At 68.2% G+C, this 22645-nt stretch carries 26 protein-coding genes; 19 read left to right on the plus strand and 7 right to left on the minus strand.

The annotated features are described in order from the left end of the window. Positions 1-10: 10 nt before the first annotated feature. Positions 11-622: a recombination mediator RecR gene (gene recR / locus AC5Y5V_RS16520; RefSeq protein WP_499937255.1), complete on the plus strand. Its 612-nt coding sequence runs from the start codon at positions 11-13 to the stop codon at positions 620-622. 230 nt (positions 623-852) lie between these two features. Here recR and AC5Y5V_RS16525 read toward each other — a convergent pair whose 3' ends face one another. Genes AC5Y5V_RS16525 through AC5Y5V_RS16535 form a run of 3 tightly spaced genes read right to left on the minus strand, consistent with a single transcriptional unit; the run spans position 853 to position 3436 of the window. Next, the gene (locus AC5Y5V_RS16525) at positions 853-1452 is read right to left on the minus strand and encodes a C39 family peptidase (RefSeq protein ID WP_499937259.1); all 600 of its coding nucleotides are present in this window, start codon (positions 1450-1452) and stop codon (positions 853-855) included. 54 nt (positions 1453-1506) lie between these two features. Beyond that, entirely contained in the window at positions 1507-2214 is a 708-nt protein-coding gene (locus AC5Y5V_RS16530) for a type 1 glutamine amidotransferase (RefSeq protein ID WP_499937262.1), read from the minus strand. Then, entirely contained in the window at positions 2207-3436 is a 1230-nt protein-coding gene (locus AC5Y5V_RS16535; protein WP_499937264.1) for a Mur ligase family protein, read from the minus strand. Before AC5Y5V_RS16535 ends, AC5Y5V_RS16530 begins: the two co-directional genes overlap by 8 nt. A gap of 334 nt (positions 3437-3770) precedes the next feature. Here AC5Y5V_RS16535 and AC5Y5V_RS16540 point away from each other — a divergent pair, with 334 nt between their 5' ends. Further along, complete coding sequence (locus tag AC5Y5V_RS16540; protein WP_499937267.1) at positions 3771-4760, plus strand: DEDDh family exonuclease; 990 nt, start codon at positions 3771-3773, stop codon at positions 4758-4760. Between the two features lie 4 nt (positions 4761-4764). Here AC5Y5V_RS16540 and AC5Y5V_RS16545 read toward each other — a convergent pair whose 3' ends face one another. Beyond that, positions 4765-5439, minus strand: coding sequence for a LuxR C-terminal-related transcriptional regulator (locus AC5Y5V_RS16545; protein ID WP_499937271.1), 675 nt, complete (start codon positions 5437-5439; stop codon positions 4765-4767). A gap of 121 nt (positions 5440-5560) precedes the next feature. Here AC5Y5V_RS16545 and AC5Y5V_RS16550 point away from each other — a divergent pair, with 121 nt between their 5' ends. The 3 genes from AC5Y5V_RS16550 to AC5Y5V_RS16560 all read left to right on the plus strand — a co-directional run bounded on the left by AC5Y5V_RS16550 (position 5561) and on the right by AC5Y5V_RS16560 (position 6814). Further along, the gene (locus AC5Y5V_RS16550; protein WP_499937274.1) at positions 5561-5716 is read left to right on the plus strand and encodes a DUF6131 family protein; all 156 of its coding nucleotides are present in this window, start codon (positions 5561-5563) and stop codon (positions 5714-5716) included. A gap of 112 nt (positions 5717-5828) precedes the next feature. Then, positions 5829-6389: a hypothetical protein gene (locus AC5Y5V_RS16555; RefSeq protein WP_499937276.1), complete on the plus strand. Its 561-nt coding sequence runs from the start codon at positions 5829-5831 to the stop codon at positions 6387-6389. Positions 6390-6400: 11 nt separating this feature from the next. After that, positions 6401-6814, plus strand: coding sequence for a hypothetical protein (locus AC5Y5V_RS16560; protein ID WP_499937278.1), 414 nt, complete (start codon positions 6401-6403; stop codon positions 6812-6814). Positions 6815-6988: 174 nt separating this feature from the next. On the opposite strand, the gene AC5Y5V_RS16565 is transcribed toward AC5Y5V_RS16560, so the two are convergent. Then, complete coding sequence (locus AC5Y5V_RS16565) at positions 6989-7411, minus strand: WhiB family transcriptional regulator (protein WP_499937280.1); 423 nt, start codon at positions 7409-7411, stop codon at positions 6989-6991. Positions 7412-7578: 167 nt separating this feature from the next. Between AC5Y5V_RS16565 and AC5Y5V_RS16570 the strand changes: the two genes are divergently transcribed. Beyond that, on the plus strand, positions 7579-8178 hold the full coding sequence (locus AC5Y5V_RS16570) for a helix-turn-helix domain-containing protein (RefSeq protein WP_499937282.1): 600 nt from the start codon (positions 7579-7581) through the stop codon (positions 8176-8178). Positions 8179-8183: 5 nt separating this feature from the next. Here the strand turns inward: AC5Y5V_RS16570 and AC5Y5V_RS16575 are convergent, their stop codons facing one another. Further along, positions 8184-9338, minus strand: a complete 1155-nt coding sequence (locus tag AC5Y5V_RS16575) for an FHA domain-containing protein (protein WP_499937284.1) — start codon at positions 9336-9338, stop codon at positions 8184-8186. A gap of 297 nt (positions 9339-9635) precedes the next feature. Between AC5Y5V_RS16575 and AC5Y5V_RS16580 the strand changes: the two genes are divergently transcribed. Beyond that, positions 9636-9980, plus strand: coding sequence for a WhiB family transcriptional regulator (locus AC5Y5V_RS16580; protein WP_499937287.1), 345 nt, complete (start codon positions 9636-9638; stop codon positions 9978-9980). Beyond that, positions 9980-10690 (plus strand): sensor domain-containing protein, encoded by a 711-nt coding sequence (locus tag AC5Y5V_RS16585; protein ID WP_499937289.1) that lies wholly within the window; start codon positions 9980-9982, stop codon positions 10688-10690. Before AC5Y5V_RS16580 ends, AC5Y5V_RS16585 begins: the two co-directional genes overlap by 1 nt. A gap of 50 nt (positions 10691-10740) precedes the next feature. On the opposite strand, the gene leuA is transcribed toward AC5Y5V_RS16585, so the two are convergent. Continuing rightward, positions 10741-12552 carry a 2-isopropylmalate synthase gene (leuA, locus tag AC5Y5V_RS16590; protein WP_499937291.1) on the minus strand — a complete coding sequence of 604 codons (1812 nt, stop codon included), beginning with the start codon at positions 12550-12552 and terminating at the stop codon, positions 10741-10743. Between the two features lie 252 nt (positions 12553-12804). On the opposite strand from leuA, the gene AC5Y5V_RS16595 reads away from it, so the two are divergent. From AC5Y5V_RS16595 to egtA, 11 genes are all read left to right on the plus strand, one after another. Then, positions 12805-13311: a hypothetical protein gene (locus AC5Y5V_RS16595; RefSeq protein ID WP_499937293.1), complete on the plus strand. Its 507-nt coding sequence runs from the start codon at positions 12805-12807 to the stop codon at positions 13309-13311. A 78-nt stretch (positions 13312-13389) separates the two neighbouring features. Further along, positions 13390-14655, plus strand: coding sequence for an aspartate kinase (locus AC5Y5V_RS16600; RefSeq protein WP_499937295.1), 1266 nt, complete (start codon positions 13390-13392; stop codon positions 14653-14655). Beyond that, positions 14656-15690, plus strand: a complete 1035-nt coding sequence (locus tag AC5Y5V_RS16605; protein WP_499937297.1) for an aspartate-semialdehyde dehydrogenase — start codon at positions 14656-14658, stop codon at positions 15688-15690. 35 nt (positions 15691-15725) lie between these two features. Then, positions 15726-16817, plus strand: coding sequence for a DUF4185 domain-containing protein (locus AC5Y5V_RS16610; RefSeq protein WP_499937392.1), 1092 nt, complete (start codon positions 15726-15728; stop codon positions 16815-16817). A gap of 164 nt (positions 16818-16981) precedes the next feature. After that, on the plus strand, positions 16982-17356 hold the full coding sequence (locus AC5Y5V_RS16615; RefSeq protein ID WP_499937299.1) for a DUF732 domain-containing protein: 375 nt from the start codon (positions 16982-16984) through the stop codon (positions 17354-17356). 228 nt (positions 17357-17584) lie between these two features. Then, positions 17585-17977: a hypothetical protein gene (locus tag AC5Y5V_RS16620; protein WP_499937396.1), complete on the plus strand. Its 393-nt coding sequence runs from the start codon at positions 17585-17587 to the stop codon at positions 17975-17977. Positions 17978-18140: 163 nt separating this feature from the next. Then, entirely contained in the window at positions 18141-18539 is a 399-nt protein-coding gene (locus tag AC5Y5V_RS16625; RefSeq protein ID WP_499937301.1) for a hypothetical protein, read from the plus strand. Positions 18540-18646: 107 nt separating this feature from the next. After that, the gene (locus tag AC5Y5V_RS16630) at positions 18647-20095 is read left to right on the plus strand and encodes a catalase (protein ID WP_499937303.1); all 1449 of its coding nucleotides are present in this window, start codon (positions 18647-18649) and stop codon (positions 20093-20095) included. A 9-nt stretch (positions 20096-20104) separates the two neighbouring features. Continuing rightward, positions 20105-20533, plus strand: a complete 429-nt coding sequence (locus AC5Y5V_RS16635; RefSeq protein ID WP_499937305.1) for an organic hydroperoxide resistance protein — start codon at positions 20105-20107, stop codon at positions 20531-20533. Positions 20534-20536: 3 nt separating this feature from the next. After that, a complete protein-coding gene (locus tag AC5Y5V_RS16640) occupies positions 20537-21178 on the plus strand; it encodes a sensor domain-containing protein (RefSeq protein ID WP_499937307.1) in 642 nt (213 codons plus the stop codon). 151 nt (positions 21179-21329) lie between these two features. Beyond that, positions 21330-22610, plus strand: coding sequence for an ergothioneine biosynthesis glutamate--cysteine ligase EgtA (egtA, locus tag AC5Y5V_RS16645; RefSeq protein WP_499937309.1), 1281 nt, complete (start codon positions 21330-21332; stop codon positions 22608-22610). The last annotated feature ends 35 nt before the right edge of the window (positions 22611-22645 follow it).

The raw sequence follows: 22645 nt of genomic DNA on the forward strand, positions 1-22645 counted from the left end.
CCGCGTCGACATGTTCGAAGGACCCGTCCAGGACCTGATCGACGAGCTCGGCAAGCTGCCGGGTATCGGGCCCAAGAGCGCCCAGCGCATCGCCTTCCACCTGCTGTCGGTCGAACCGCCGGAGATCGACCGGCTGACCGCCGTGCTGGGCAAGGTGCGCGACGGCGTCAAGTTCTGCGAGGTCTGCGGCAACGTTTCCGACGACGAGCGGTGCCGGATCTGCGCCGATCCGCGCCGCGACGGCACGCAGGTCTGCGTCGTCGAGGAGCCCAAGGACATCCAGGCCGTCGAGCGCACCCGCGAATTCCGCGGCCGCTATCACGTCCTGGGCGGGGCGCTGGACCCGCTGTCCGGGATCGGTCCTGAGCAGCTGCGCATCCGCGAGCTGCTCAGCCGCATCGGTGAGCGAGTCGACAACGTCGACATCACCGAGGTGATCATCGCGACCGACCCGAACACCGAGGGCGAGGCGACGGCCACCTATCTGGTGCGCATGCTGCGCGACATCCCCGGCCTGACCGTGACGCGGATCGCGTCGGGGCTGCCGATGGGCGGAGACTTGGAGTTCGCCGACGAGCTGACGCTCGGTCGCGCGCTCACCGGCCGCCGCGCAATGGTTTAGGCCTGTCCCCGAGTAGCCCTTACAGGCCTGGATGGGTTCTCGTGGCGGCGCCACGTCGACCGTGTGAGTCCCAGGCGTCACAGGAAAGTCGGCATGTGGTTTAGTGCCCGCCCGGAGCGACAACGTGTGACCGGCCCTGTCGCGTGCCGCGAACGTCCGCGAGAGCTACGGCGACACGCCGCGCCGGCCGGCATTCTGTGCACGCTCGCGGCCGTGCGAACGCCACGTATCTAGCTCACGACCGCAAAGTTGTTCCCGGTAGACCACGCGTGCTCGAAGGTGGTGAGGGGAACCTGCTCGTCGCGGCCCGAGCTGACCCCGCTGTCATTGAGGTGGACCACGCCGGCGCCGGTGTCGATGCCGGTGAGGACCACGAAATGGTTCTGCTGACCGCGGTTGCCGCCCTCGTTCCAGATGATGTGGTTGTTGACCCCGACGATCAGTTTGCGTCCCTGGTCCAGATCCCGCTCCAGCGTGTCGAGGTCGGTATGGATCCCGCTGGATTTGACGCCGTAGTGCGCCAGCAGCAACGACAGGTCACCGTTCTTGGTTCTGCTCGTCGGGCTGTAGATCGGGCCCGGACGGCTCCCGCTCGGGATGCTTGCGGCGACCGAGGTGATCTCGTCCTCGCTGGGTTGGTGGCCGGTGATCTGGCCGATCACATCGGCCACCGCCATCTCCCCGCAGTCGAGGTCCTGCTGTTGGTAGCGCCAGAACGGCGCGGCCGCGGCCGGGTCGCCGTGCATCCGGCCCGGGGCGGCCTGCGCGGCGGCGGCAGATCCGGCGAGCAGCACGACGGCGGCCACGCTCAACGCAGCAGCACGCCTCATCCGTACATCTTCGCCAGTCAGCGCGCCGGGTGTCGGCGTATCGCGAAAACGCTGTCAGCGCGCGGACAGCCGTTCGGCGCGCAGCCTGTCCACCTCGGGGAGCGCCAGTTCCGGCAGCTCACCTACCACCTTGGACAGCAGCAGATCCGCGAGCTCCGGGTTGCGGGCCAGGCACGGCCCGTGCATGTAGGTCGCGAAGACGCTGCCCTGGACCGCGCCGTCGATGCCGTCACCGGCTCGATTGCCGGCGCCCTTGACCACCGCGCCCAGCGGCGCCGCGTCCGCGCCCAGGACCGTGCCGCCGCGGTGGTTCTCGAAGCCGGTGAGGCGCTGGGTCAGGCCGGCCAGGGTCGGCGTGCAGACCAGCTCGCCGATCGTCCGCGCATCCTGCGGCGAGGTGGTCAGGTCCAGCAGACCCACCCCGTCGACCCGCTCGCCCGCGGACGTCTCGTACCAGTGCCCGAGTACCTGGATGGCCGCACAGATCGCCAGCACGGGCGCGCCGCGGGCCGCCGCGCGCTGCAGGCCGGGGTATTGCGTCAGGTGCCGGGTGGCCAGTCGCTGCGCATAATCCTCGGCGCCGCCCAGGGTGTAGAGGTCCAGCGACTCCGGCACCGGATCGGCCAGCGTGATCTCGACGATCTCGGCGGCGATGCCGCGCAGTAGCAGTCGTTGCCGCAGCACGACGGCGTTGCCGCCGTCGCCGTAGGTACCCATCACGTCGGGCAGCACCAGGCCGATGCGCACGGTCGACTCAGGCATGGCGCGCCAGCCTGCGGTTCAACTGCAGGAACGCGGTGTAGTTGGCGACGACCTCCACCCGCCCGGGCGGGCACGACGCGATGGCGGCCAGGGTGTCGTGCACCAGGGTGTGCTGGACGCCGGCGTAGCCCAGCCGCACCGCGAGGTCGGTGCCGCGTTCGCCGGCGGCCACCACGACCGTGTCCTCGAAGTGCTCGAAGCGCACGTCCCACAGCCACGACAGATCCTCGCCGTCGGGGATCTGCCCGTTGACCGCGATGACCACCCCGTCGGCGTGCTTGTCGACCATCGAGAGCGCTTCTTGCCAACCGGCCGGGTTCTTGGCCAGCAGAATCCGTGCGTCGTGCTGACCGACGCGCACTGTCCGGTAGCGCCCTGCAACCTCGTCGACCTGCCCGACGGCGGCGACGGCCTGCGCGGGGTCGGCGCCCAGCGCGACGGCGGCGGCGACGGCCTGGGCGGCGTTGCCGCGATTGACCGCGCCGGGCAGCGCCAGCCGCATCGGCAGGGTCAGCCCGTCGGGCCCGTACAGGGTCTGTTCGTCGAACCACCACTGCGGGCTGGGCCGCTTGAAGTCCGCGCCGGTGGAATACCAGTCGCGGCCTTCGCGCACGATGACTTCGCCGCTGCGCGGGCAGCTCACCGAATCGTTCGCCCAGGAACCGCCCGCGGCGACCCATACGACGTTCGGGCTGTCGTAGGCCGCCGACGTCATCAGCACGTCGTCGCAGTTGGCGACGACGACCGCGCTCGGGTGCCCGGCCAGTCCGGCCCGCAGGGTCCGTTCGATGACGTTGATCTCGCCGACGCGGTCCAACTGGTCGCGGGACAGGTTGAGCAGCACGATCGCCGTCGGCTCCACGGCGTCGGAGACGTGCGGGACGTGCATCTCGTCGACCTCGAGCGCGGCCAGCGTGGCACGCCGGTTGGCGGCCAGCGCCGCGACCAGGCCGGCGTCCATGTTGGCGCCCTCGGCGTTGGTGGCCACCAGGCCCAACGTGCCAAGCGCCGCGGCGGTCATCCGGGTGGTGGTCGACTTGCCGTTGGTGCCGGTCACGACGACCGTGCGGCGGCCGACTCCCAGCTGGCGCAACACCGAGCGGTCCAGCGTCATCGCGACCAGGCCGCCGATCATCGCCCCGGCCCCGCGACCGGTGACCCGCGACGCCCAGCGCGCGCCGGAACCGGCGGCGAGGGCGAGTCGTGCGCGGGCGGTAACCACCCGGCGAGTTTAAAGGGCGATCGCAAGCGCGGCGCTCTTTGCCGGGCGCAGCGGGTCGCCCTCATCGGGTCCAGGGCGATCGCAAGCGCGGCGCTTTTTGCCGGGCGCAGCGGGTCGCCCTCATCGGGTCCAGGGCGATCGCAAGCGCGGCGCTTTTTGCGCGCGAAACAGCTCACCCGGCGCGAGCGTCCCCAAATGTGCGCCACACCCGAAATTTCCCGCAAATATGAGGCCGCTCGCCGTCGCGTTGGCGGCGCCAACCGCGTCGAAATAACCCCCCGACACGGCGGCCTGGCGAGCCAGCGATGTCGGTTCGCCGTGCCATCCTCAAGCCATGAGCCACACCTGGGGTCGGCCGGCCAGCCACCCGGACGAGGGTTGGGCCGTCATCGACGTCGAGACCTCGGGCTTCCGCCCGGGTCAGGCCCGGATCATCAGCATCGCCGCACTCGGCCTCGACCTCGACGGCCGCGTGGAGCAGTCCGTGGTCAGCCTGCTCAATCCCGGCGTGGACCCGGGCCCCACACACGTGCACGGCCTCACCGCCGCCATGCTGGAAGACCAGCCGCAGTTCGCCGACATCGTCGGTGACGTGGTCGAGGTGTTGCGCGGCCGCACGCTGGTGGCCCACAACGTCGCATTCGACTACTCGTTTCTGTCCGCCGAAGCCGAGATCGCCGGGGCCGAACTGCCCGTCGACTCCGTCATGTGCACCGTCGAGCTGGCCCGTCGGCTAGAGCTCGGCACCGAGAATCTGCGGCTGGAGACGCTGGCGGCGCACTGGGGAGTGAGTCAGCTGCGGCCGCACGACGCCTTCGACGACGCGATGGTGCTGACCGGGGTGCTGGCGGCGGCGCTACGGCGGGCGCGGGAGCGCGACGTGTGGTTGCCGGTGCACCCGGTGACCCGGCGCCGCTGGCCCAACGGCCGGGTGACGCATGACGAGCTGCGGCCGCTCAAGGCGCTGGCGGCGCGCATGCCCTGTCCGTATCTGAACCCCGGCCGTTATGTCCGCGGCCGGCCCTTGGTGCAGGGCATGCGGGTGGCGCTGGCCACCGAGGTGGGGCGCACCCACGAGGAGCTGGTCGAGCGGATCCTGCACGCCGGGCTGGCCTACAGCGACGACGTCGACCGCGAGACGTCACTGGTGGTCTGCAACGACTCCACCCCGGGACAGGGCAAGGGCTACCACGCCATGCAGTTGGGGGTGCCGGTGGTCTCCGACGCGCAGTTCATGGACAGCGTCGGCGCCGTCGTGGGGGGCCGCAGCATGGAGCAATTCGCCGACACCACCATGGTCGACGAGCAGTTCGCCCTTTTCTGACGGATCACGGCCCGCCGCGCCAGTGCTCGATGCGGTGATGGTCGGGCGTGAAGCCGTGGTCCACCCCCCACAGCACCGCCTGCGTACGGCTGCCCACGCCGAGCTTCCGGTAAATCGTGCGGATGTAGGACTTCACGGTGTTGGGGCTCAGGTAGGTCAGCCGCGCGACGTCGGCGTTGCTCTTACCCTGGGTGATCAGTGCCAGGATCTCCGCTTCGCGATCGCTGAGTCCCTCCCCGCGGCCGGGCCAGTCCAGCCCGGGCGCGCTGCGGGCCCGCATGGCCACCTCGCTGATGACCACATCGCCGGCGTGCACGGCCTCTAGGGCGGCCACCAACTCGCGCGCGGGCAGGGTCTTCGACAGGTAGCCGTGTGCCCCGTGCTGCCGCGCGCTTTCGATGAGATCGGGGTGAAAGTTCCAGGTGTACACCACAACTCGGCGTGCACGAGGGTTGGCGACCAGGTGTCCGATCTCTTCGTGGTCGGACTCGGGCTGGGCGAATGAGTCGTACAAGACGATGTCCACCGTGTCTTCGACGGGCATCGAGGAGTCGAGCTCCGCGATCACGATGCGATCGCGGTACGGGTCCAGCATGTTGGCCACACCTTTGACGACGATGTCGTAGTCGTCGACGAGCGCGACGGTGATCGCTGCGCCGGCGGGTGACGGTATCGGCATGCGGGGAGATTACCTCCCTAGGGGTGTATTGGTACCCCCTTTTGGGGTGGTCGACTGAATGCAGCGTTGGGAAAACCGACCAGCCAATTAGTTGGCTCTCACTCACGGGGAAGGGCTCGTCATGATCGTTTTGGGAATCGTCCTGCTGATAGCGGGATTTCTGCTGAAGATCCAAATCGTTTGGACTCTCGGGATCATCCTGGTTGTCATCGGCGCCATTCTGGCGGTCCTGGGTACCACTGGGCGCGCTGTCGGCGGCCGGCGGCATTACTTCTGAAAACCGCAGGTCACGGCCCGACTCCAGGCCTCGCGATGTGTCGCATGTCACTCGACGACGTTTGCGCGGGGAACGTCGCGGCTATTCGACATGAGTACGAGAGGAGCACGAAATGCCCGTTTGGGAAACGATTTTGATCGCGGCCTCCGTCGTCATCGTGGTCGCTGTAATCGTCATCGCGGTCAGCTACCTGAGGAGTCGCCGGAAAACGCAGCGTCTCAAGGAGCACTATGGCCGCGAATACGAGCGTCTGGTTTCCGAAGCCGGCGACCCGAGGGCGGCGGAGAAAGAGCTTGCCGCCCGGGAACGCAAGCGAGAGAAGCTCGACATCGTTCCGTTGACGCAGTCCGCACTGGCTGACTTCAGTACGCGCTGGAATCAGGTGCAGACCGCGTTCGTCGACAATCCAGGAACCGCGGTGGGCGTCGCCGATCGCTTGGTGACCGAGGTGATGCGCGAGCGGGGTTATCCCGTCGACAACTTCGATCAGCGAGCGGCCGACATCTCGGTCGACCATCCGCAGATTGTCGAGAATTACCGCGCTGCGCACGGGATCCATCTGTCCCAGGAGCGCGGTGAAGTCAGCACCGAAGAGCAGCGAGAAGCGTTCGTGCACTACCGGGCGCTGTTCGAAACGCTGCTCGAAACCAGCCCAGGAACACGCGCGTCATAGGAGGCAAGCACATGACAACCCACGATCAGGCACCGCTCGATCAAGGCACTGAAGTACGGCGCGACCAAGGAGCGGACGGGACACCACCCTACGAAGAGCCCGGGCCGGAGCAGGCACCCGCGCAGCATTCCCGCGTGGAGTCCGAATCATCAATGGAGGAAATGCTTTTCGCGCAGGATGAACTCGCGGATCTGCGTGCGAGGTGGGCCGGAGTGCAGGCGGCCTTCGTCGACGATCCAAAGGACTGCGTGCAAAAGGCCGACGTCCTGGTCTCCGACTTGGTCGATCAGCTCACCACCGGCTTTGCCCACGCGCGCTCGCGTCTGGAAGAACAATGGGCTCGCGGCGAGGAAGCGTCGACCGAAGACCTTCGCTTGGCATTGATGCACTACCGCGAATTTTTCGAGCGGCTGCTGGCGGTCTGACCGCGCGGCCATGATCAGCTACACCTGCAGTGGCGCCGCCCCCCTCCAAGGCAAGCCACTGCAGGTGTAGTTCTCTCTGATGGGTGCGCCGAATGTGGGGGATATGCACGCAATGTCCGGTTTTCGTCCATAGCACCCACACTCGGTGAGCAAGAGTCGGCGAGCGGTAGCGGCTCAGGCGGCTCTGGACTCGGGGCGCGCCCGTCGGCGCGGGCTGGTGGTGGGCCTCTCGGGGGCCGGCGCGTGGCCGAGCTCGACCGTGCGACGCTCCTCGAACTGCTCCAGCAGGCAGGTGTAGACGGGCTCGAGGTCGCCCGGCTTGTCGCCCGGAAGGACGTGGCCGCCCCAAACGCCGTGGGTGGCGCGGCTGACGACGGCGTTGTAGCCGCAGCGGCCGATGAACGGGCACTCCTGGCACATCCGGGCGGCCTGTTCGCGGTCGCGGAACGGAGAGAACCACAGGTCGCGGCCTTCGGCCGGGTCGGTGTGCTGCCGGCACGGGGTCTGTGCCTCCGTCTCGAAGAGGCGCCCTTTTACGGTGAGCAGGTGCTGAAAGTCGCTGGGGCCCAGGCGTGGAGCTTGTTCGGCGCCGGTCATGATGCTGTCCTTTCGTGGAACGAAGCTGATCCCATCGCATCGCTCGTGCGCATCGGCAATATTCGGTAATAACCGGTAATTAAAGCAGTAAATGCCGGTGTCGAGAACTGCTCAGCTGGGACTCGCTCGACCAACGACGACATTGCGATGACGATGGCTACTCGACTATGGGTTCATTTACGCTGGTCAAGTGGTCCCATAGCGGTGCGGGCGGACTCGGGCGCGACGGCCGGGTCGCCGCGGCGACCTCACCGATTTTTACCGGCCAATGCGGCAAGATGGTGGACGTCATGTTGTGGGAAAAGCTCGGCCAACAGGTGCGCGACCGGCGCGCTGAGCTGGGCTTGACGCAGGCCGAGGTGGCCCAGCGCGGCGGTCCTTCAGTGGAGACGTTGCGTGCGCTCGAGAACAATCGCGCCCAGCGCCTCAGCCCGCGGGTGCGCCGCGCGCTGGAACGCGTCTTGCAGTGGGAGACCGGCAGCATCGACGTCGTGCTCGACGGCGGCGTCGCGACCGCCGCCCGACCCCGGCCCGACGCCGCCGCCGCGGATCGGTTCGCGATGGCCCGCCAGGTGCTGGAGTGGCGGGCAGACGTGATCCGTCAGACCCACGGCATGCAGCCCCGGGCCCGCGAGGGTCTGCTGGCCGGTGTCACCCGCTCGGCGCGGCAGGCGGAAGACGCGATCATCAAGCTGCTGCCCTGGCTCGACGACGACGAGCGCGGCGAGGCGATCGAGCTGCTGGGCCAGCTGCGCGCGCCGGTCTAACGGCGTCAGCTCATCGTCAACTGGGCGATCAGGGTGGCGATGGCGTCGGCGGCATTCTGCGCGATGGGCCGGTCGGCCTCGGCGTCTTCGAGCACGCTGACCGGCAGGCCGGCGGCGATCGCCGCCTCTTCAAGGCTGATCTCGGCGCGGTGCCGGGCCCCGTGTAGGCGCTGGCCCAGCGTCGCCCGCGGGGAGCGTGCGGCGCGGGTCATCAAATCGCTGTAGGTGCGGCGCACGGCGCTCAGCGCGAGGATGACGGACGGCGTGCCTTTCGCGCCGCGGGCGGCGTTGGCGGCGACCCGCTCGAGTTTGCGCAGGTCAGCCAGCACACTGCTGATTCTTTCCGTGAATTCGGGGTTCGCGGGATCGGGCAGCGTTGCGACCCTCTCGGTGATGGCGTGCATCGCCAGTTCGACCGTCTCGGCCATCAGCGGGGCCCCGACCGTGTCGCTGAACGCCTCGGTGGCCCGTTCGGAGGGAACGGCGACGGGCGCGCTGTGGATGACGGACGTCCCGGACGCCGCGGGCAGGCTGGCGGCCCCGCTGCGGATTCGCGTGATGGTGCCCGGGGCCCAGTTCAGCGCCTTTTCCAGCTTGGACAGCGTTCCGCGGCGCGGCCAGCTGCGGCCCTTTTCGAAGGCGATCAGCGTGCCGGCGTTGATGATCTTGTCCCGGGCGAGGCTGCGCTGGGTGAGATCGAGTTCGGCGCGCCGGGCGGCCACCGCGCGGCCGGCGCGTGCGACGCCCGGGTCGGACTCGCCTTCCCACCATTCGTCCTCGTCGGGTTCCGGCAGGTCGAGCACGCCCGTGGTCTCCGAGGAGTTGTCGAACGGGGCGCCCAGGGACAGGCCGACCGGGATCCCGTCGGGCGCACCCAGGTGAATGGTGGTGGGGCCGGTGATGAGTATCGAGCTGCGGCGCACGCCGTCGAGGTAGATGCCGTTGGTGCTGGTGTCGATCGCCTCCCAGCCTTCGCGGCGCGGCTCGAGGCGAAGGTGCCAGCGGGAGATCCGATCGTCGGTGAGCCGCATCGTCGCTCCCGCGTCCCTGCCGATGACGACGACACCGGCCAGCGGGTCGAAAGCCTGCGACTCGTGCCCCAACTGCACCGCCAGGGTGGGTGCGGGCGCAGAAACACCGTGCTCAGTTGTCACTCTCACTCCCGCTTCCTCCGCGACGCTGCGCCTTCAGATGCTACATCTTTCCTGCGCCGTTAGCCGCCCCTGAATCAGCCGAACCGCTTCGACTCTTCCGCGTCAGTGCGACTCGATGCGGGGCGCCGTCGAGGCGAATCGATGTTAGTCGTAGCGCTTCAAATTCACCATTCTTGCACGTCACCGGCACTTTGGCTAATGACATCGGACACCGAGTCATAGCTGCTACAACTTTCGCGTTGCGCTATGACTTAGATTCGTTTAAAGTCGTTGCATCACGCCTCGGAAAGCGAGAAAGAAGCTATGAGTGCACCTGTAGCGCAGCATTGCCAGCCGTTCGGACGGCCGGCCGAGGGTTTCGTCCCGGTATGCGCCGCCGACCCGGAACGCTGGACCACCACCCAGCCCGACGAAGCGGCCAAGGCCGCCTGCTTCGCCTGCCCCCGGCGTTGGTTGTGCGCCCGCGAGGCGTGGGAGTTGCCGGATGTCGAAGGGCTGTGGGCCGGCGTGGTGATCCCCGAGTCCGGGCGGTCGCGCGAGTTCGCGATGCGCCGTTTGCGGTCGCTGGCCGAGCACGGCGGCTACCCGGTTCGGCCGCGGATTCGCACCCGCCACCGCATCGCCCTCGCCGACGACCTGGCGTCCTGATGAGGCCATTCCGCGGCGTGACGTTCGCCGCCGCCGGCCTGTCCCTGATGCTGACGGGCTGCACGGTCACCACCGCCGGCCACCCGTTGGCCGCACCCGACCTCGGCCGCTGGCAACCGCCGCTGATCCAGGCCGCCCAACTGGACGACCTGCTGCTCAGCCCCCGGGAAGTGGGCGTGATCGCCGGCTCGGCCCGCATGACGGTCCGCCAGCCGATCTCCGGCCTGGTCAGCGACGACGACACCGTCACCGACCCGAGCTGCCTGGACATCTACGCCCCGATCGAACGCAACGTCTACGAAGGCACCGGCTGGGTCGCCGTGACCGGGCAGGTGCTGAACGACGCCGCACCGGGCGGCAGCCCGCGGCACGCGCTCACCCAGGCGCTGGTGGGCTTCCCGGACGCGGAGGCGGCCCAGCGGTTCTTCCGCCAGGCCAAGAATCGCTGGTCCGCCTGCGCCGACAGGCCCATGGCCGTCGTCCGGGCCGGTCGGTCCGCGATCGTCTGGTCGTTCAGCAACGTCGCCGCCAGCGACAACGTCCTGACCGCAACTCAGCTGCCGAACATCGTCCTCGCCGATTACGCCTGCCAGCGCGCCATGGGGGTGCGCAACAACGTCATCATCGACACGCTGTGGTGCGGGATGGGTACGACCAACGAGGCGGGCCAGGTAGTCGGCAAGATCGCGGCCGGGGTAACCAGCGCCTAGAGCTGCGCCGATGTGGCCTGGCGCGGCGTTACGCTCGCGGGCCAAAGCCCCTACGCGAGCGCCCGATTAACCGCCGAGACAACGGCACGTAGCGAGGCGGTGGTGATCGACGGCGCGATCCCGACGCCCCAGACGACCTTGCCGCCCACCGAAGCCTCCACATACGCCGCCGCCTGCGCGTCGCCGCCGGCGCTCATCGCATGCTCGGAGTAGTCCAGCACCGACACGTCGAAGCCGACGGTGCCCAGCGCGTCGACGAACGCGTCCAGCGGGCCGTTGCCGGCGCCGCGGATCTCGGTCTCCACGCCGTCGATCTTGACCGTCGCCGTGATGCTGGTGCCGCCGGCGTCGTCCTCCGAGGCGTCGACGCGCTGCTTGATCCGCTCCAGCGGCAAGATCGGGGCCAGGTACTCCTCGGAGAACGCGTCCCACATCGCCTTCGGTGACACCTCGGCGCCTTCGCCGCCCTCGCCTTCGCTGATCTTCTGGATCATCCGAGAGAACTCGATCTGCAGCCGTCGCGGCAGGGCCAGGCCATGATCGGCCTTCATGATGTAGGCCACCCCGCCCTTGCCGGACTGCGAGTTGACCCGGATCACCGCCTCGTAGGTGCGCCCGACGTCCTTGGGGTCGATCGGCAGGTACGGCACCTGCCACAGGATGTCGTCGACGTCGGAGTCGGCGGCGTCCGCGTCGACCTTCATCTGGTCCAGGCCCTTGTTGATGGCGTCCTGATGGCTGCCGGAGAACGCGGTGTAGACCAGGTCGCCGCCATAGGGGTGACGCTCATGCACCGGCAGCTGGTTGCAGTACTCCACGGTGCGCCGGATCTCGTCGATGTTGGAGAAGTCGATTTGCGGGTCGACACCGCGGCTGAACAGGTTCAGCCCAAGCGTCACCAGGCAGACGTTGCCGGTGCGCTCGCCATTGCCGAACAGGCAGCCCTCGATCCGGTCAGCGCCGGCGGCGAAGCCCAATTCGGCTGCGGCGACGGCGGTTCCGCGGTCATTGTGCGGATGCAGGCTCAGGATGACGGACTCCCGGTTGGCCAGGTTGCGGCTCATCCACTCGATCGAGTCGGCGTAGACGTTGGGCGTGGCCATCTCGACGGTGGCGGGCAGGTTGAAGATGATCGGGTTCTCGGGCGTCGGCCGGATCACCTCGCCGACGGCGTCGCAGACCCGCTTGGCGTACTCCAGTTCGGTCCCGGTGTAGGACTCCGGCGAATACTCGAACCGCCACCGTGTGCCGGGGTATTTCGCGGCTTCCTCGACGCACTTGCGGGCGCCGTCGGTCGCGATGGCCTGCACCGCGGCCCGGTCGGCGTGAAAGACCACGCGCCGCTGCAGGATCGACGTCGAGTTGTAGAAGTGCACAATGACGTTCGCGGCGCCCTCGCAGGCCACGAATGTGCGCTCGATCAGCTCGTCGCGGCACTGGGTCAGCACCTGGATGGTGACGTCGTCGGGAATGGCGCCGTCGGTGATGATGTCGCGGACGAAGTCGAAGTCGGTCTGGCTGGCCGACGGGAACCCGACCTCGATCTCCTTGTAGCCCATGCGGACCAGCAGATCGAACATGCGGCGCTTGCGGGCCGGGCTCATCGGGTCGATCAGCGCCTGGTTGCCGTCGCGCAGGTCCACCGCGCACCACAGCGGCGCCCGGGTGATGACGCGGTCCGGCCAGGTGCGGTCGGGCAGCGTGATGGGCTCGACTTCGTCGGCGAAGGATCTGTATCGGTTGATCGGCATCGTGGTGCCGCGCTGGGGATTCCACACCGGTTGATCGGGCCGTGGTGGCCCGGCGGGTTTCACGATGGTGCGCGCTGAGACGTAGGCGTCGGGTGAATCAGAACTGGTCACGGTTGTGCTCCGAAGGGTGAGAGAAGGAACTCAGACCGGCGCATCGCCAACGCCCGCGACGGGAAGCCGGTCTGGATCAGACCCCGTCGCGGCGTCCGAGGAGGAGCACCCGCTGCACGCCCAGCACTTTACCGTGATCGCCGCCGTGAACAAAAAGGGACCAAAACGCGGCGGATATCCGGTCGTCGGGCGCAAGAATTTCGCATATGGTCAGCGTTAACTTTCGGCCCGGCAACGGCGGAAGGAAGCCCCATGGACGAGCATTCGCTGACGAGCCCGGGCGACCCCCCGCTGAGCGACGGCCACCGCAAGCACTCGCGGATCGCGTCGGTGGCCGCGGGAATGTGGACGGGAATTGTCTGCCTATGGATCGGGCTCGGCGCGTTGGGCTACGGCGCGTACTACTCCTACGGATATTGGGTGGGCACGCCGACGACGGCGAGAGTCGACCACTGCGAGTGGGGCGACGACCGGTATAACACCGAGGGGCCGCACAGCAGGAACTGCACCGCAACGTGGAGCGTGCGCGGCCAGTCGCAGCAGGGCCCGATCGAGCCACCATTCCTCGACAACGAGTCGGACAACGTCAGACCGGGTTCGTCGCTGAACGTCCATGCGCACGACGGCGTGGCCTACACGTCAGCATCGCTGGGCAAGCGCTTCTACCTGGCGCTCATCGCCGGCCCCATCTTCGTCACGTGGGGCCTGGTCAGTATGTGGAGGGGATGGCGGCGGCCGGCACGGTCGCATCCGAATTAGTCGAGATGCGCCGCCACGTATTCTGTTGTGGACTAATTCCGGAACCAGTGCCTGGAATCCGAGACAGGAAAAGCAACAGTGGCGCTCGTCGTGCAGAAGTACGGCGGATCGTCGGTGTCCGACGCCGACCGAATCCGCCGCGTTGCCGAACGCATCGTGGAGACCAAAAAGCAGGGCAACGACGTCGTCGTCGTGGTCTCCGCGATGGGCGACACCACCGATGACCTGCTGGATCTGGCGCAGCAGGTCTGCCCGGTGCCGCCGCCGCGCGAGCTCGACATGCTGCTGACCGCCGGCGAACGCATCTCCAACGCGCTGGTGGCCATGGCGATCGAATCGCTGGGCGCGCACGCCCGGTCGTTCACCGGTTCGCAGGCCGGCGTGATCACCACCGGCACCCACGGCAACGCGAAGATCATCAACGTCACGCCGGGGCGGCTGCAGGCCGCTCTGGAGGAGGGCCGCGTGGTCCTGGTCGCCGGGTTCCAGGGCGTCAGCCAGGACACCCGCGACGTCACGACGCTGGGCCGCGGCGGCTCGGACACGACGGCCGTGGCCTTGGCGTCCGCGCTGCACGCCGACGTCTGCGAGATCTACACCGACGTGGACGGCATCTTCAGCGCGGACCCGCGGATCGTGCACAACGCCCGCAAGCTCGACACGGTCACCTTCGAGGAGATGCTCGAGATGGCGGCCTGCGGCGCCAAGGTGCTGATGCTGCGCTGCGTGGAATACGCCCGCCGCTACAACATGCCGGTGCACGTGCGCTCGTCGTATTCGGACAAGCTCGGCACCGTCGTCGTCGGATCGATAGAGGACATAGCCATGGAAGACCCCATCCTGACCGGTGTCGCGCATGACCGCAGCGAGGCCAAGGTGACCATCGTCGGGATCCCCGACATCCCGGGCTACGCGGCGAAGGTGTTCCGCGCCGTCGCCGACGCCGACGTCAACATCGACATGGTGCTGCAGAACGTCTCCAAGGTCGAGGACGGCAAGACCGACATCACCTTCACCTGCTCCCGCGACGTCGGGCCCACCGCGGTGGCCAAGCTGGACTCGCTGAAGGACGAAATCGGGTTCACCCAACTGCTGTATGACGACCACATCGGCAAGGTGTCGCTGATCGGCGCCGGGATGCGCAGCCACCCCGGGGTCACGGCCACCTTCTGTGAGGCGCTGGCCGCCGTCGGCGTCAACATCGACCTGATCTCCACCTCCGAGATCCGGATTTCGGTGTTGTGCCGCGACACCGAACTGGACAAGGCCGTCGTCGCCCTGCACGAGGCGTTCGGGCTCGGCGGCGAGGAGACGGCGACGGTGTACGCGGGGACGGGGCGGTAGATGGTTTCCATCGGCGTGGTCGGTGCCACCGGCCAGGTGGGGCAGGTGATGCGCGCGTTGCTCGACGAGCGCGACTTCCCGGCCGACGCGGTGCGGTTCTTCGCGTCGGCCCGCTCGCAGGGCCGCAAGCTGCCCTTCCGCGGCCAGGAGATCGAGGTCGAGGACGCCGAGACGGCCGACCCGGCGGGCCTGGACATCGCGCTGTTTTCCGCCGGCGGGGCCATGTCGAAGGTCCAGGCGCCGCGGTTCGCGGCCGCCGGGGTGACGGTGATCGACAACTCGTCGGCGTGGCGTAAGGACCCCGACGTGCCGTTGGTGGTGTCGGAGGTGAACTTCGAGCGGGACGCTTCGAACAGGCCGAAGGGCATCATCGCCAACCCGAACTGCACCACCATGGCCGCGATGCCGGTGCTCAAGGTGCTGCACGACGAGGCCGGGCTGCAGCGCATCGTCGTCTCCAGCTACCAGGCGGTTTCCGGCAGCGGCCTGGCCGGGGTGGAAGAGCTGGCCACGCAGGCGCGCGCGGTGATCGACGATGCCGAGGGGTTGGTGCACGACGGGCGCGCGGTCGAGTTTCCGGCGCCCCAGAAGTACGTCGCGCCGATCGCCTTCAACATCGTCCCGCTGGCCGGATCGCTGGTCGACGACGGGTCCGGCGAGACCGACGAGGACCAGAAGCTGCGCTTCGAGAGCCGCAAGATCCTCGGCATCCCCGACCTGCTGGTCAGCGGCACCTGCGTGCGGGTTCCGGTGTTCACCGGGCACTCGCTGTCGATCAACGCCGAGTTCGAGCGCCCGCTGTCACCGCAGCGGGCCCGGGAGGTGCTGGACGGCGCGCCCGGCGTGCAGGTGGTCGACGTGCCGACGCCGCTGGACGCGGCCGGGGTCGACGAATCGTTGGTCGGCCGTCTTCGTCAGGACCCAGGGGTTCCCGACGGGCGGGGCCTGGCACTGTTCGTTTCGGGGGACAACTTGCGCAAGGGGGCGGCGTTGAACACCATCCAGATCGCTGAGCTGCTGGTCGCCCAGTTGTGACCCGCGGGCGGCTTGTGCTGCTGGCCGCTTTGCTGTTGTGTGTGGTTGGGCCGCAGGGTGTTTCGTGGGCCGACCCACCGGCGCCCATACCGCAGCCGATCCTGCAGCCGTTGGCGCCGGGTCAGGTGCTGCGGATCGGCCCGACGGCCGGAACCGGAACGCCCACGGGCGATTACGGGATCGGAGCCACCGACCTGTGCGAGTTCGTCGAATTTCCCACCCAGCTGCTGCAGGTGTGCGGCGACAGCTTCGCCGGGCAGGGCGTCGGCTTCGGCGGCTGGTACTCGCCCGTGGCGCTGCACGTCGACACCGCGTCCGTCGACGACCCGTCCGGGGTGCGCTATACCGGCGTCACCGGGATCAGCCGACCGCTGCTGGCCGATCCGGCGCCCCCCGGCACGTCGCAGCTGCCCGCCGGGGTGGTGCAGATCAATCGTCGTAACTACCTCATGGTGGCCACCACGAAGAACCTGGAGCCGGTGGACTCCCGGCTGGTCATGGCGGTGCCGGCGCAGGCCGGCTGGCAGACCGTCGCCGGGTCGCGCCGCGCGGGTGCTTACCAGGGCGGTCGGCAGACGCAGATCAGCGGCTACTACGACCCGATCCCCACGCCGGATTCGCAGAGCGGGTGGGTGTACATCGTGGCGAACAGCTTCACCCGCCGCGATCCCGTCGTGCTGTACCGGGCCACGCCGCAGGCGTTCACCGACCGGTCCCGCTGGCAGGGCTGGTCGGCCGGGCCCGGCGGGGGTTGGGGCCGTGTGCCCACGCCGCTATGGCCCGACGCGGTGGGGGAGATGTGCATCCGCCAGATCGACGGCAAGACGGTGCTGTCGTATTTCAACGCCGCCACCGGGAACATGGAGGTCCGCGTGGCCAACGACCCTGTGTCGCTGGGCTTTGCGCCAGTGACGACCGTCGTGCAGGCCGACGAATGGCCCGATCCCGCGGAAAGCCTGCCGCCGCCGTACGACAATCGGTTGGCGCAGCCGTACGGCGGGTACATCTCGCCCGGTTCGACGCTGGACGAGCTGCGAATCTTCGTGAGCCAGTGGGATACTCGCGCGCGGGTCGCCGCGCCGTACCGGGTGATCCAGTATGCGGTGAATCCGTTCAAGCCTGAGTAGCGTGTGGCATGCCGGCAGCGACTTGGTCGACACTTCCCCCATGCCGCCGCGACCGAGCAACTTCACGAGGCGATAGCGTCCGAACGTCGTTCCCTCCGACACGACGTTCCCTCCATCGCGCGTTTTTGGCGGCTCGCACAGCGAACTCACCGCAAGGACCGATAATGGCATTTCCGACGATGTTTCGGGCACAAACAGCAAAGGGGTCGACGGTGTTGTTCAAGACCACACTTCGAGTCGCGATGATCGGCGCAGCGCTGGCCCTGGTCGCTGACCCGGCAACGGCGCACGCCGACGAGGACTCCTTTCTCAGCCGCGTCCACGCCGCCGGCATGCCGCTGACCGATGAAAAGGCGATCACGATGGGCAACGCCACCTGTACGGACCTCGGCAACGGCGTCCCGGTGTCGGCGGTGCTGGAATCGAACAACCCGCACGTCGGCGGCCACCCGCTCCTGACCGACGCGCAGAACTGGGACTTCCTCTCGACGGCCGTGTCGGAACTGTGCCCCGAGTTCCAGCCCGGCCAGCCGGCCTAACCGCCCGCGGGGCGCCGAACGTGAAGCCACTGCGAAAAGACGTCGATCTTTTCGCACTGGTTTCACGCTCGGCGCGGGGCCCGCGGCGGGTGACAAGGCGCGGGGCCCGCGCCGGGTGACAAGACGAGCCCGCCGCCGCCAGCAAATCACCCCAGGCAGGACGGGGGTTTCAGCTCATAGCTGGTACTTAAGTAGGGCATAGCCGCCACTACTGTTTACCCAGGCATCATCCGTCTCATGAGTGAAACATCCGAAACCCCCACTGCGCGGACAGCAACCGCGACAGCACCAGCTCCCGTCGTCGAAGAACCGGCTCGCAGGACCCCCAGGGTCTTCGTGGGCGCGGCATGGGTCGCCATCGTTGCAGGCATCGTGTTCATCATCGCGGTCGTCTTCTTCAGCGGCTTCATCCTCGGCAAGAGTTCCGGCCACCACGGCGGCCATCACCGCCACGGCCATCACAAGCCGCACTCGATGATGTGGCACCACCGTGGACCGGGCGGACCCGGCGGTCCGGGTCAGGTCGGACCCGGCGGACCGGGCGGGCCCGCGTCGGCAACGCCCGCGCCGGGCGGTCCCGGCCAGATCCCGTCCTCGGTTTCCCCGTCGCGGACCCCGTAAGCCGGCCCCCGGGGCACGAGGGGGCCCCGGTGGGCCATTAGCCCATAACCGGTAGCCCGGCGCTCGACAGAGCGCCGGGCTACGTGTCATCTGGTGAATTCAAAACAAATTCGTTCACCCAACCGGTTTCGGCCAAACCTCCCCGAGGAGCAGTATTCAAGGCATGAGCGAAACACCTGAACCGTCGAGCACGCCGACTGCCGTCGCTCCTGCGCCTCTGCCTCCGCCACCGCGGGCCAAGCCGCCGCGGCTCTACGCGGTCGCAGCGTGGGTAGTGATCGTTGCCGGCGTCGTCTTCATTCTCTCGACCGTATTCTTCGCCGGCGCTGTGGTTTTCGGGTCGTTGCACCAGTGCCATCACCGGTATCACCATGGCATGTTCCGTCCTGGGGGCCCGCCGGGTCCAGGCGGGCCGTGGCAGTGGGGTCCCCGCGGCCCGGGTGGTCCTCCGGGCATGGGTCCCGGTTATCTGCCCGGCCCTCCGCCCGGCATGGGGCCCGGCGGCCCCACCCAGTCGCCGACGGTCTCCGCTCCGAACACCAGTCCCGCGCCGCGGCCATAACCGACGATTCCAAAATCGACCGCCGGGGTACCCGTCTGCCGTAGCGGGCCTTAGAGCGCCGCGATTTTGGTGAACCAGCCCAAACACCAAAAAGAGGAGATTGCGAAATGGCGGAACGCTTCACCACTACGGACGCCGGCATCGCGGCGCCCAGCGACGATCAATCCCTGACCATCGGGCCCGACGGCCCGATCCTGCTGCAGGACCACTACCTGATCGAGCAGATGGCGCAGTTCAACCGGGAGCGCATCCCGGAGCGCCAACCGCATGCCAAGGGCGGCGGCGCGTTCGGCCAGTTCGAGGTGACCAACGACGTCAGCAACTACACCCGGGCCGCGGTGTTCCAGCCGGGGACCAAGACCGAGATGCTAGCCAGGTTCTCGACCGTCGCCGGTGAGCGCGGCAGCCCAGACACCTGGCGGGACCCTCGCGGCTTCGCGCTGAAGTTCTACACGTCGGAGGGCAACTTCGACATGGTCGGCAACAACACTCCGGTCTTCTTCATGCGCGACCCGTTGAAGTTCCAGCACTTCATCCGCTCGCAGAAGCGGCTGCAGGCCAGCAACGTCCGCGACCACAACATGCAGTGGGACTTCTGGACATTGTCACCGGAGTCCGCGCATCAGGTGACCTGGTTGATGGGGGACCGTGGCATCCCCAAGAACTGGCGGCACATGAACGGCTACAGCAGCCACACCTACAGCTGGATCAATGCCGGCGGCGAGATCTTCTGGGTGAAGTACCACTTCATCAGCGACCAGGGCATCGACTTCCTGACCCAGGAGGAGGCGGACCGCCTGGCCGGCGAAGACGGCGACTACCACCAGCGCGACCTCTACGACTCCATCGAAAAGGGCGACTTCCCGAGTTGGACGCTCAAGATGCAGATCATGCCGTTCGAGGAGGCCAAGACCTACCGGTACAACCCGTTCGACCTCACGAAGGTGTGGCCGCACGGCGACTACCCACTGATCGACGTCGGCAAGATGACGTTGAACCGCAACGTCACCGACTATCACACCGAAATCGAGCAGGCCGCGTTCGAGCCCAACAACATCGTGCCCGGCACCGGCCTGAGCCCGGACAAGATGCTGCTCGCCCGCGGCTTCTCTTACGCCGACGCGCACCGGGCGAGGCTGGGCACCAACTACAAGCACATCCCGGTCAACACGCCGCATGTGGAGGTGAACAGCTACTCGAAAGACGGTGCGATGCGGATGCACAACGTGTCGGATCCGGTGTATGCACCGAACTCCTACGGCGGTCCCAAGGCCGACCCGGCGCGCGCCGCCGAGGTGCGCTGGATGGCCGACGGCGAGATGGTCCGGGCCGCGTACACGCTGCGCCCCGACGACGACGACTGGGGTCAGGCCGGCACCATGGTCCGTGAGGTGCTCGACGACGCAGCCCGGGACCGGCTGGCGCAGAACATCATTGGGCATGTTTCCCAAGGAGTGAAGGAGCCGGTGCTGTCGCGGGTGTTCGAGTACTGGAGCAACGTGGACCCCAACCTCGGCAAGCAGGTGGAGGAAGGTGTTCGCGCGAACCTGGCATGATCGGGACTCATGACCATTGAAGTCGCGTACACCACCGCATCCACCGCTACCGGCGGCGGTCGTGACGGCCACGTGAAGTCGGACGACGGCCGCATCGACCTGGAGACCAGGCCGCCGAAGGCGATGGGCGGCAACGGCGAAGGCACCAATCCCGAGCAGCTGTTCTCGGCCGGTTACGCCGCCTGTTTCCTGGGTGCGCTGCGGTTGGTGGCCGGTAAGGCAAAAGTCAAGCTCGACGACGCCACCGACGTCACGGTCGAGGTCGGGTTCGGCAAGGACTCCGAGGGCGGTTTCGGGCTCACCGGCAAGATCGTCGGCTACCTCCCGGGCCTGGACCAGGGTGCTGCCGACGACCTCGTCGAACAGGCCCACCAGGTGTGCCCGTACTCCAAGGCCACCAGAGGCAACATCGACGTCGAAGTCTCGGCCCGGGTCTAGGCCGTGCGAGTCGGCGCCGTGGCGGTGTGCCTGGGGTTGATCACCGCCGCGGCCGTTCCTGTCGCGCACGCTCACCCGTCGGAGCCGGGAGTGGTGTCCTACGCGGTCCTCGGCAGGGGGTCGGTCGGCAATATCGTCGGCGCGCCGATGGGCTGGGAGGCGGTGTTCACCCAACCGTCGCAGGAGTTTTCGGTCGACCTGCCGGTCTGCAACAACTGGGCCGACATCGGCGTGGCCGAGGTGTACAACGATCCGGACCTGGCGTCGTTCAACGGGGCCGTCACCCAGACGTCGGCCTCCGACCAGACCCACTACGTCAAGCAGGCCGTCGGGGTGTTCGCCACCAACGACGCCGCGGCGCGCGCCTTTCACCGCGTAACGGACCGGACCGGCGGCTGCGCAGGCCAGACCACCGCGATGCACCTGGACAACGGGATCACGCAGGTATGGACGTTCGCGGGCGGCCCGCCGGGGCCCGCGGACGAGAACTGGACCAAGCAGGAGGCGGGCACCGACCGCCGCTGCTTCGTTCAAACCCGCCTGCGGGAAAACGTGTTGCTGCAGGCCAAGGTCTGCCAATCTGGCAACGCCGGTCCTGCGGTAAACGTCCTGGCCGGGGCCATGCAGAACGCGCTGGGTCAGTAGGGCGCCAACTGGGTACTCGTGTAGGCCGTGTGGCCAAATCCGGCGGAAACGGGAATATGTCGGTGCGGTCTGGAAGATGAACCCCAAGAGGAAATAGCGGCGACTATCGTTCGGATAGCTGCGCAGGCTCCGGGCCCGGAGGGATCGTGATATGACGTTCGCCGCCAGCACTGCCGCGACCCCGCAGCTTGATGCCGAGATAGTGAGTGACGCGGCCGCGGCGCAGTACATCGCCGAGGCCTGCCTGGTCGACGGTCCACTCGGGGCCGTCGGCTTGGAGCTGGAAGCGCACTCCTTCGACCCGTCGGATCCACACCGCCGGCCGAGCTGGGACGAAATCGCCGGGGTCCTCAAGCTGCTGCCGGCGCTACCCGGCGGCAGCGCGGTCACCGTCGAGCCGGGCGGCGCCGTCGAACTGTCCGGCCCGCCCGCCGTCGGCGTGGAACCGGCCATCGACGCCATGCACCGCGACCAGGCCGTACTGCGGTCGGCGTTCGCCGACGCGGGCCTGGGCCTGGTTTTTCTGGGCGCGGATCCGCTGCGCCAACCCAAGCGCATCAACCCCGGCCCCCGCTACCGCGCCATGGAACAGTTCTTCGCGGCCAGCGATTCCGGTGCGGCGGGCGCGGCGATGATGACCTCGACGGCGTCGATCCAGGTCAACCTGGACGCCGGGCCGGCGGCCGGCTGGCCGGCGCGGGTGCGGCTGGCACACGCGTTAGGCCCCACGATGATCGCGATCACGGCCAACTCGCCGATGATCGCCGGCGAGTTCACCGGCTGGGCGTCCACCCGGCAGCGGGTGTGGGGCGACATGGACTCCGCCCGCTGCGGGCCCATCCTGGGCGCCAGTGGCCTGGATCCCGGCACCGACTGGGCCCGCTACGCGCTCAAGGCGCCGGTGATGATGGTGCATGACGCGGAGGTCCCGAGCCTTACCGCGGTGACGGAGCATGTGCCGTTCACCGACTGGGTGGAGGGCCGGGCGGTGCTCGGGGACCGGCGCCCGACGTTCGCCGACCTCGAGTACCACCTGACCACCCTGTTTCCGCCGGTGCGTCCGCGGCAGTGGCTGGAGATCCGCTACCTCGACAGCGTGCCGGACGCCTTCTGGCCCGCGGTGGTGTTCACGCTGGTCGCCCTGCTCGATGATCCGGTGGCCTCCGACATCGCCGCCGAGGCCGTCGAACCCGTGGCCACCGCGTGGGACAACGCCGCCCGGCTCGGGCTGCGTGACCGCCGGCTGTATGAGGCGGCCAACCGGTGCGTGGCCGTCGCCGCCGAGTTCGCGCCGCCGGAACTCACCGACGGGATGGAACGCCTCGTCCGCGCCGTCGAGCAGGGCCGATGTCCCGGCGACGACTTTTCCGACCAGGTGATCGCGCATGGCCTCTCGCCAGCCGTCGCCCGGCTGGCGGAAGGGGAGCTGTGACCTCTGCCGCTGATTCCGACCCGCCGCGCCCGGCT

It is taken from the genome of Mycobacterium sp. NGS68, assembly GCF_059812195.1.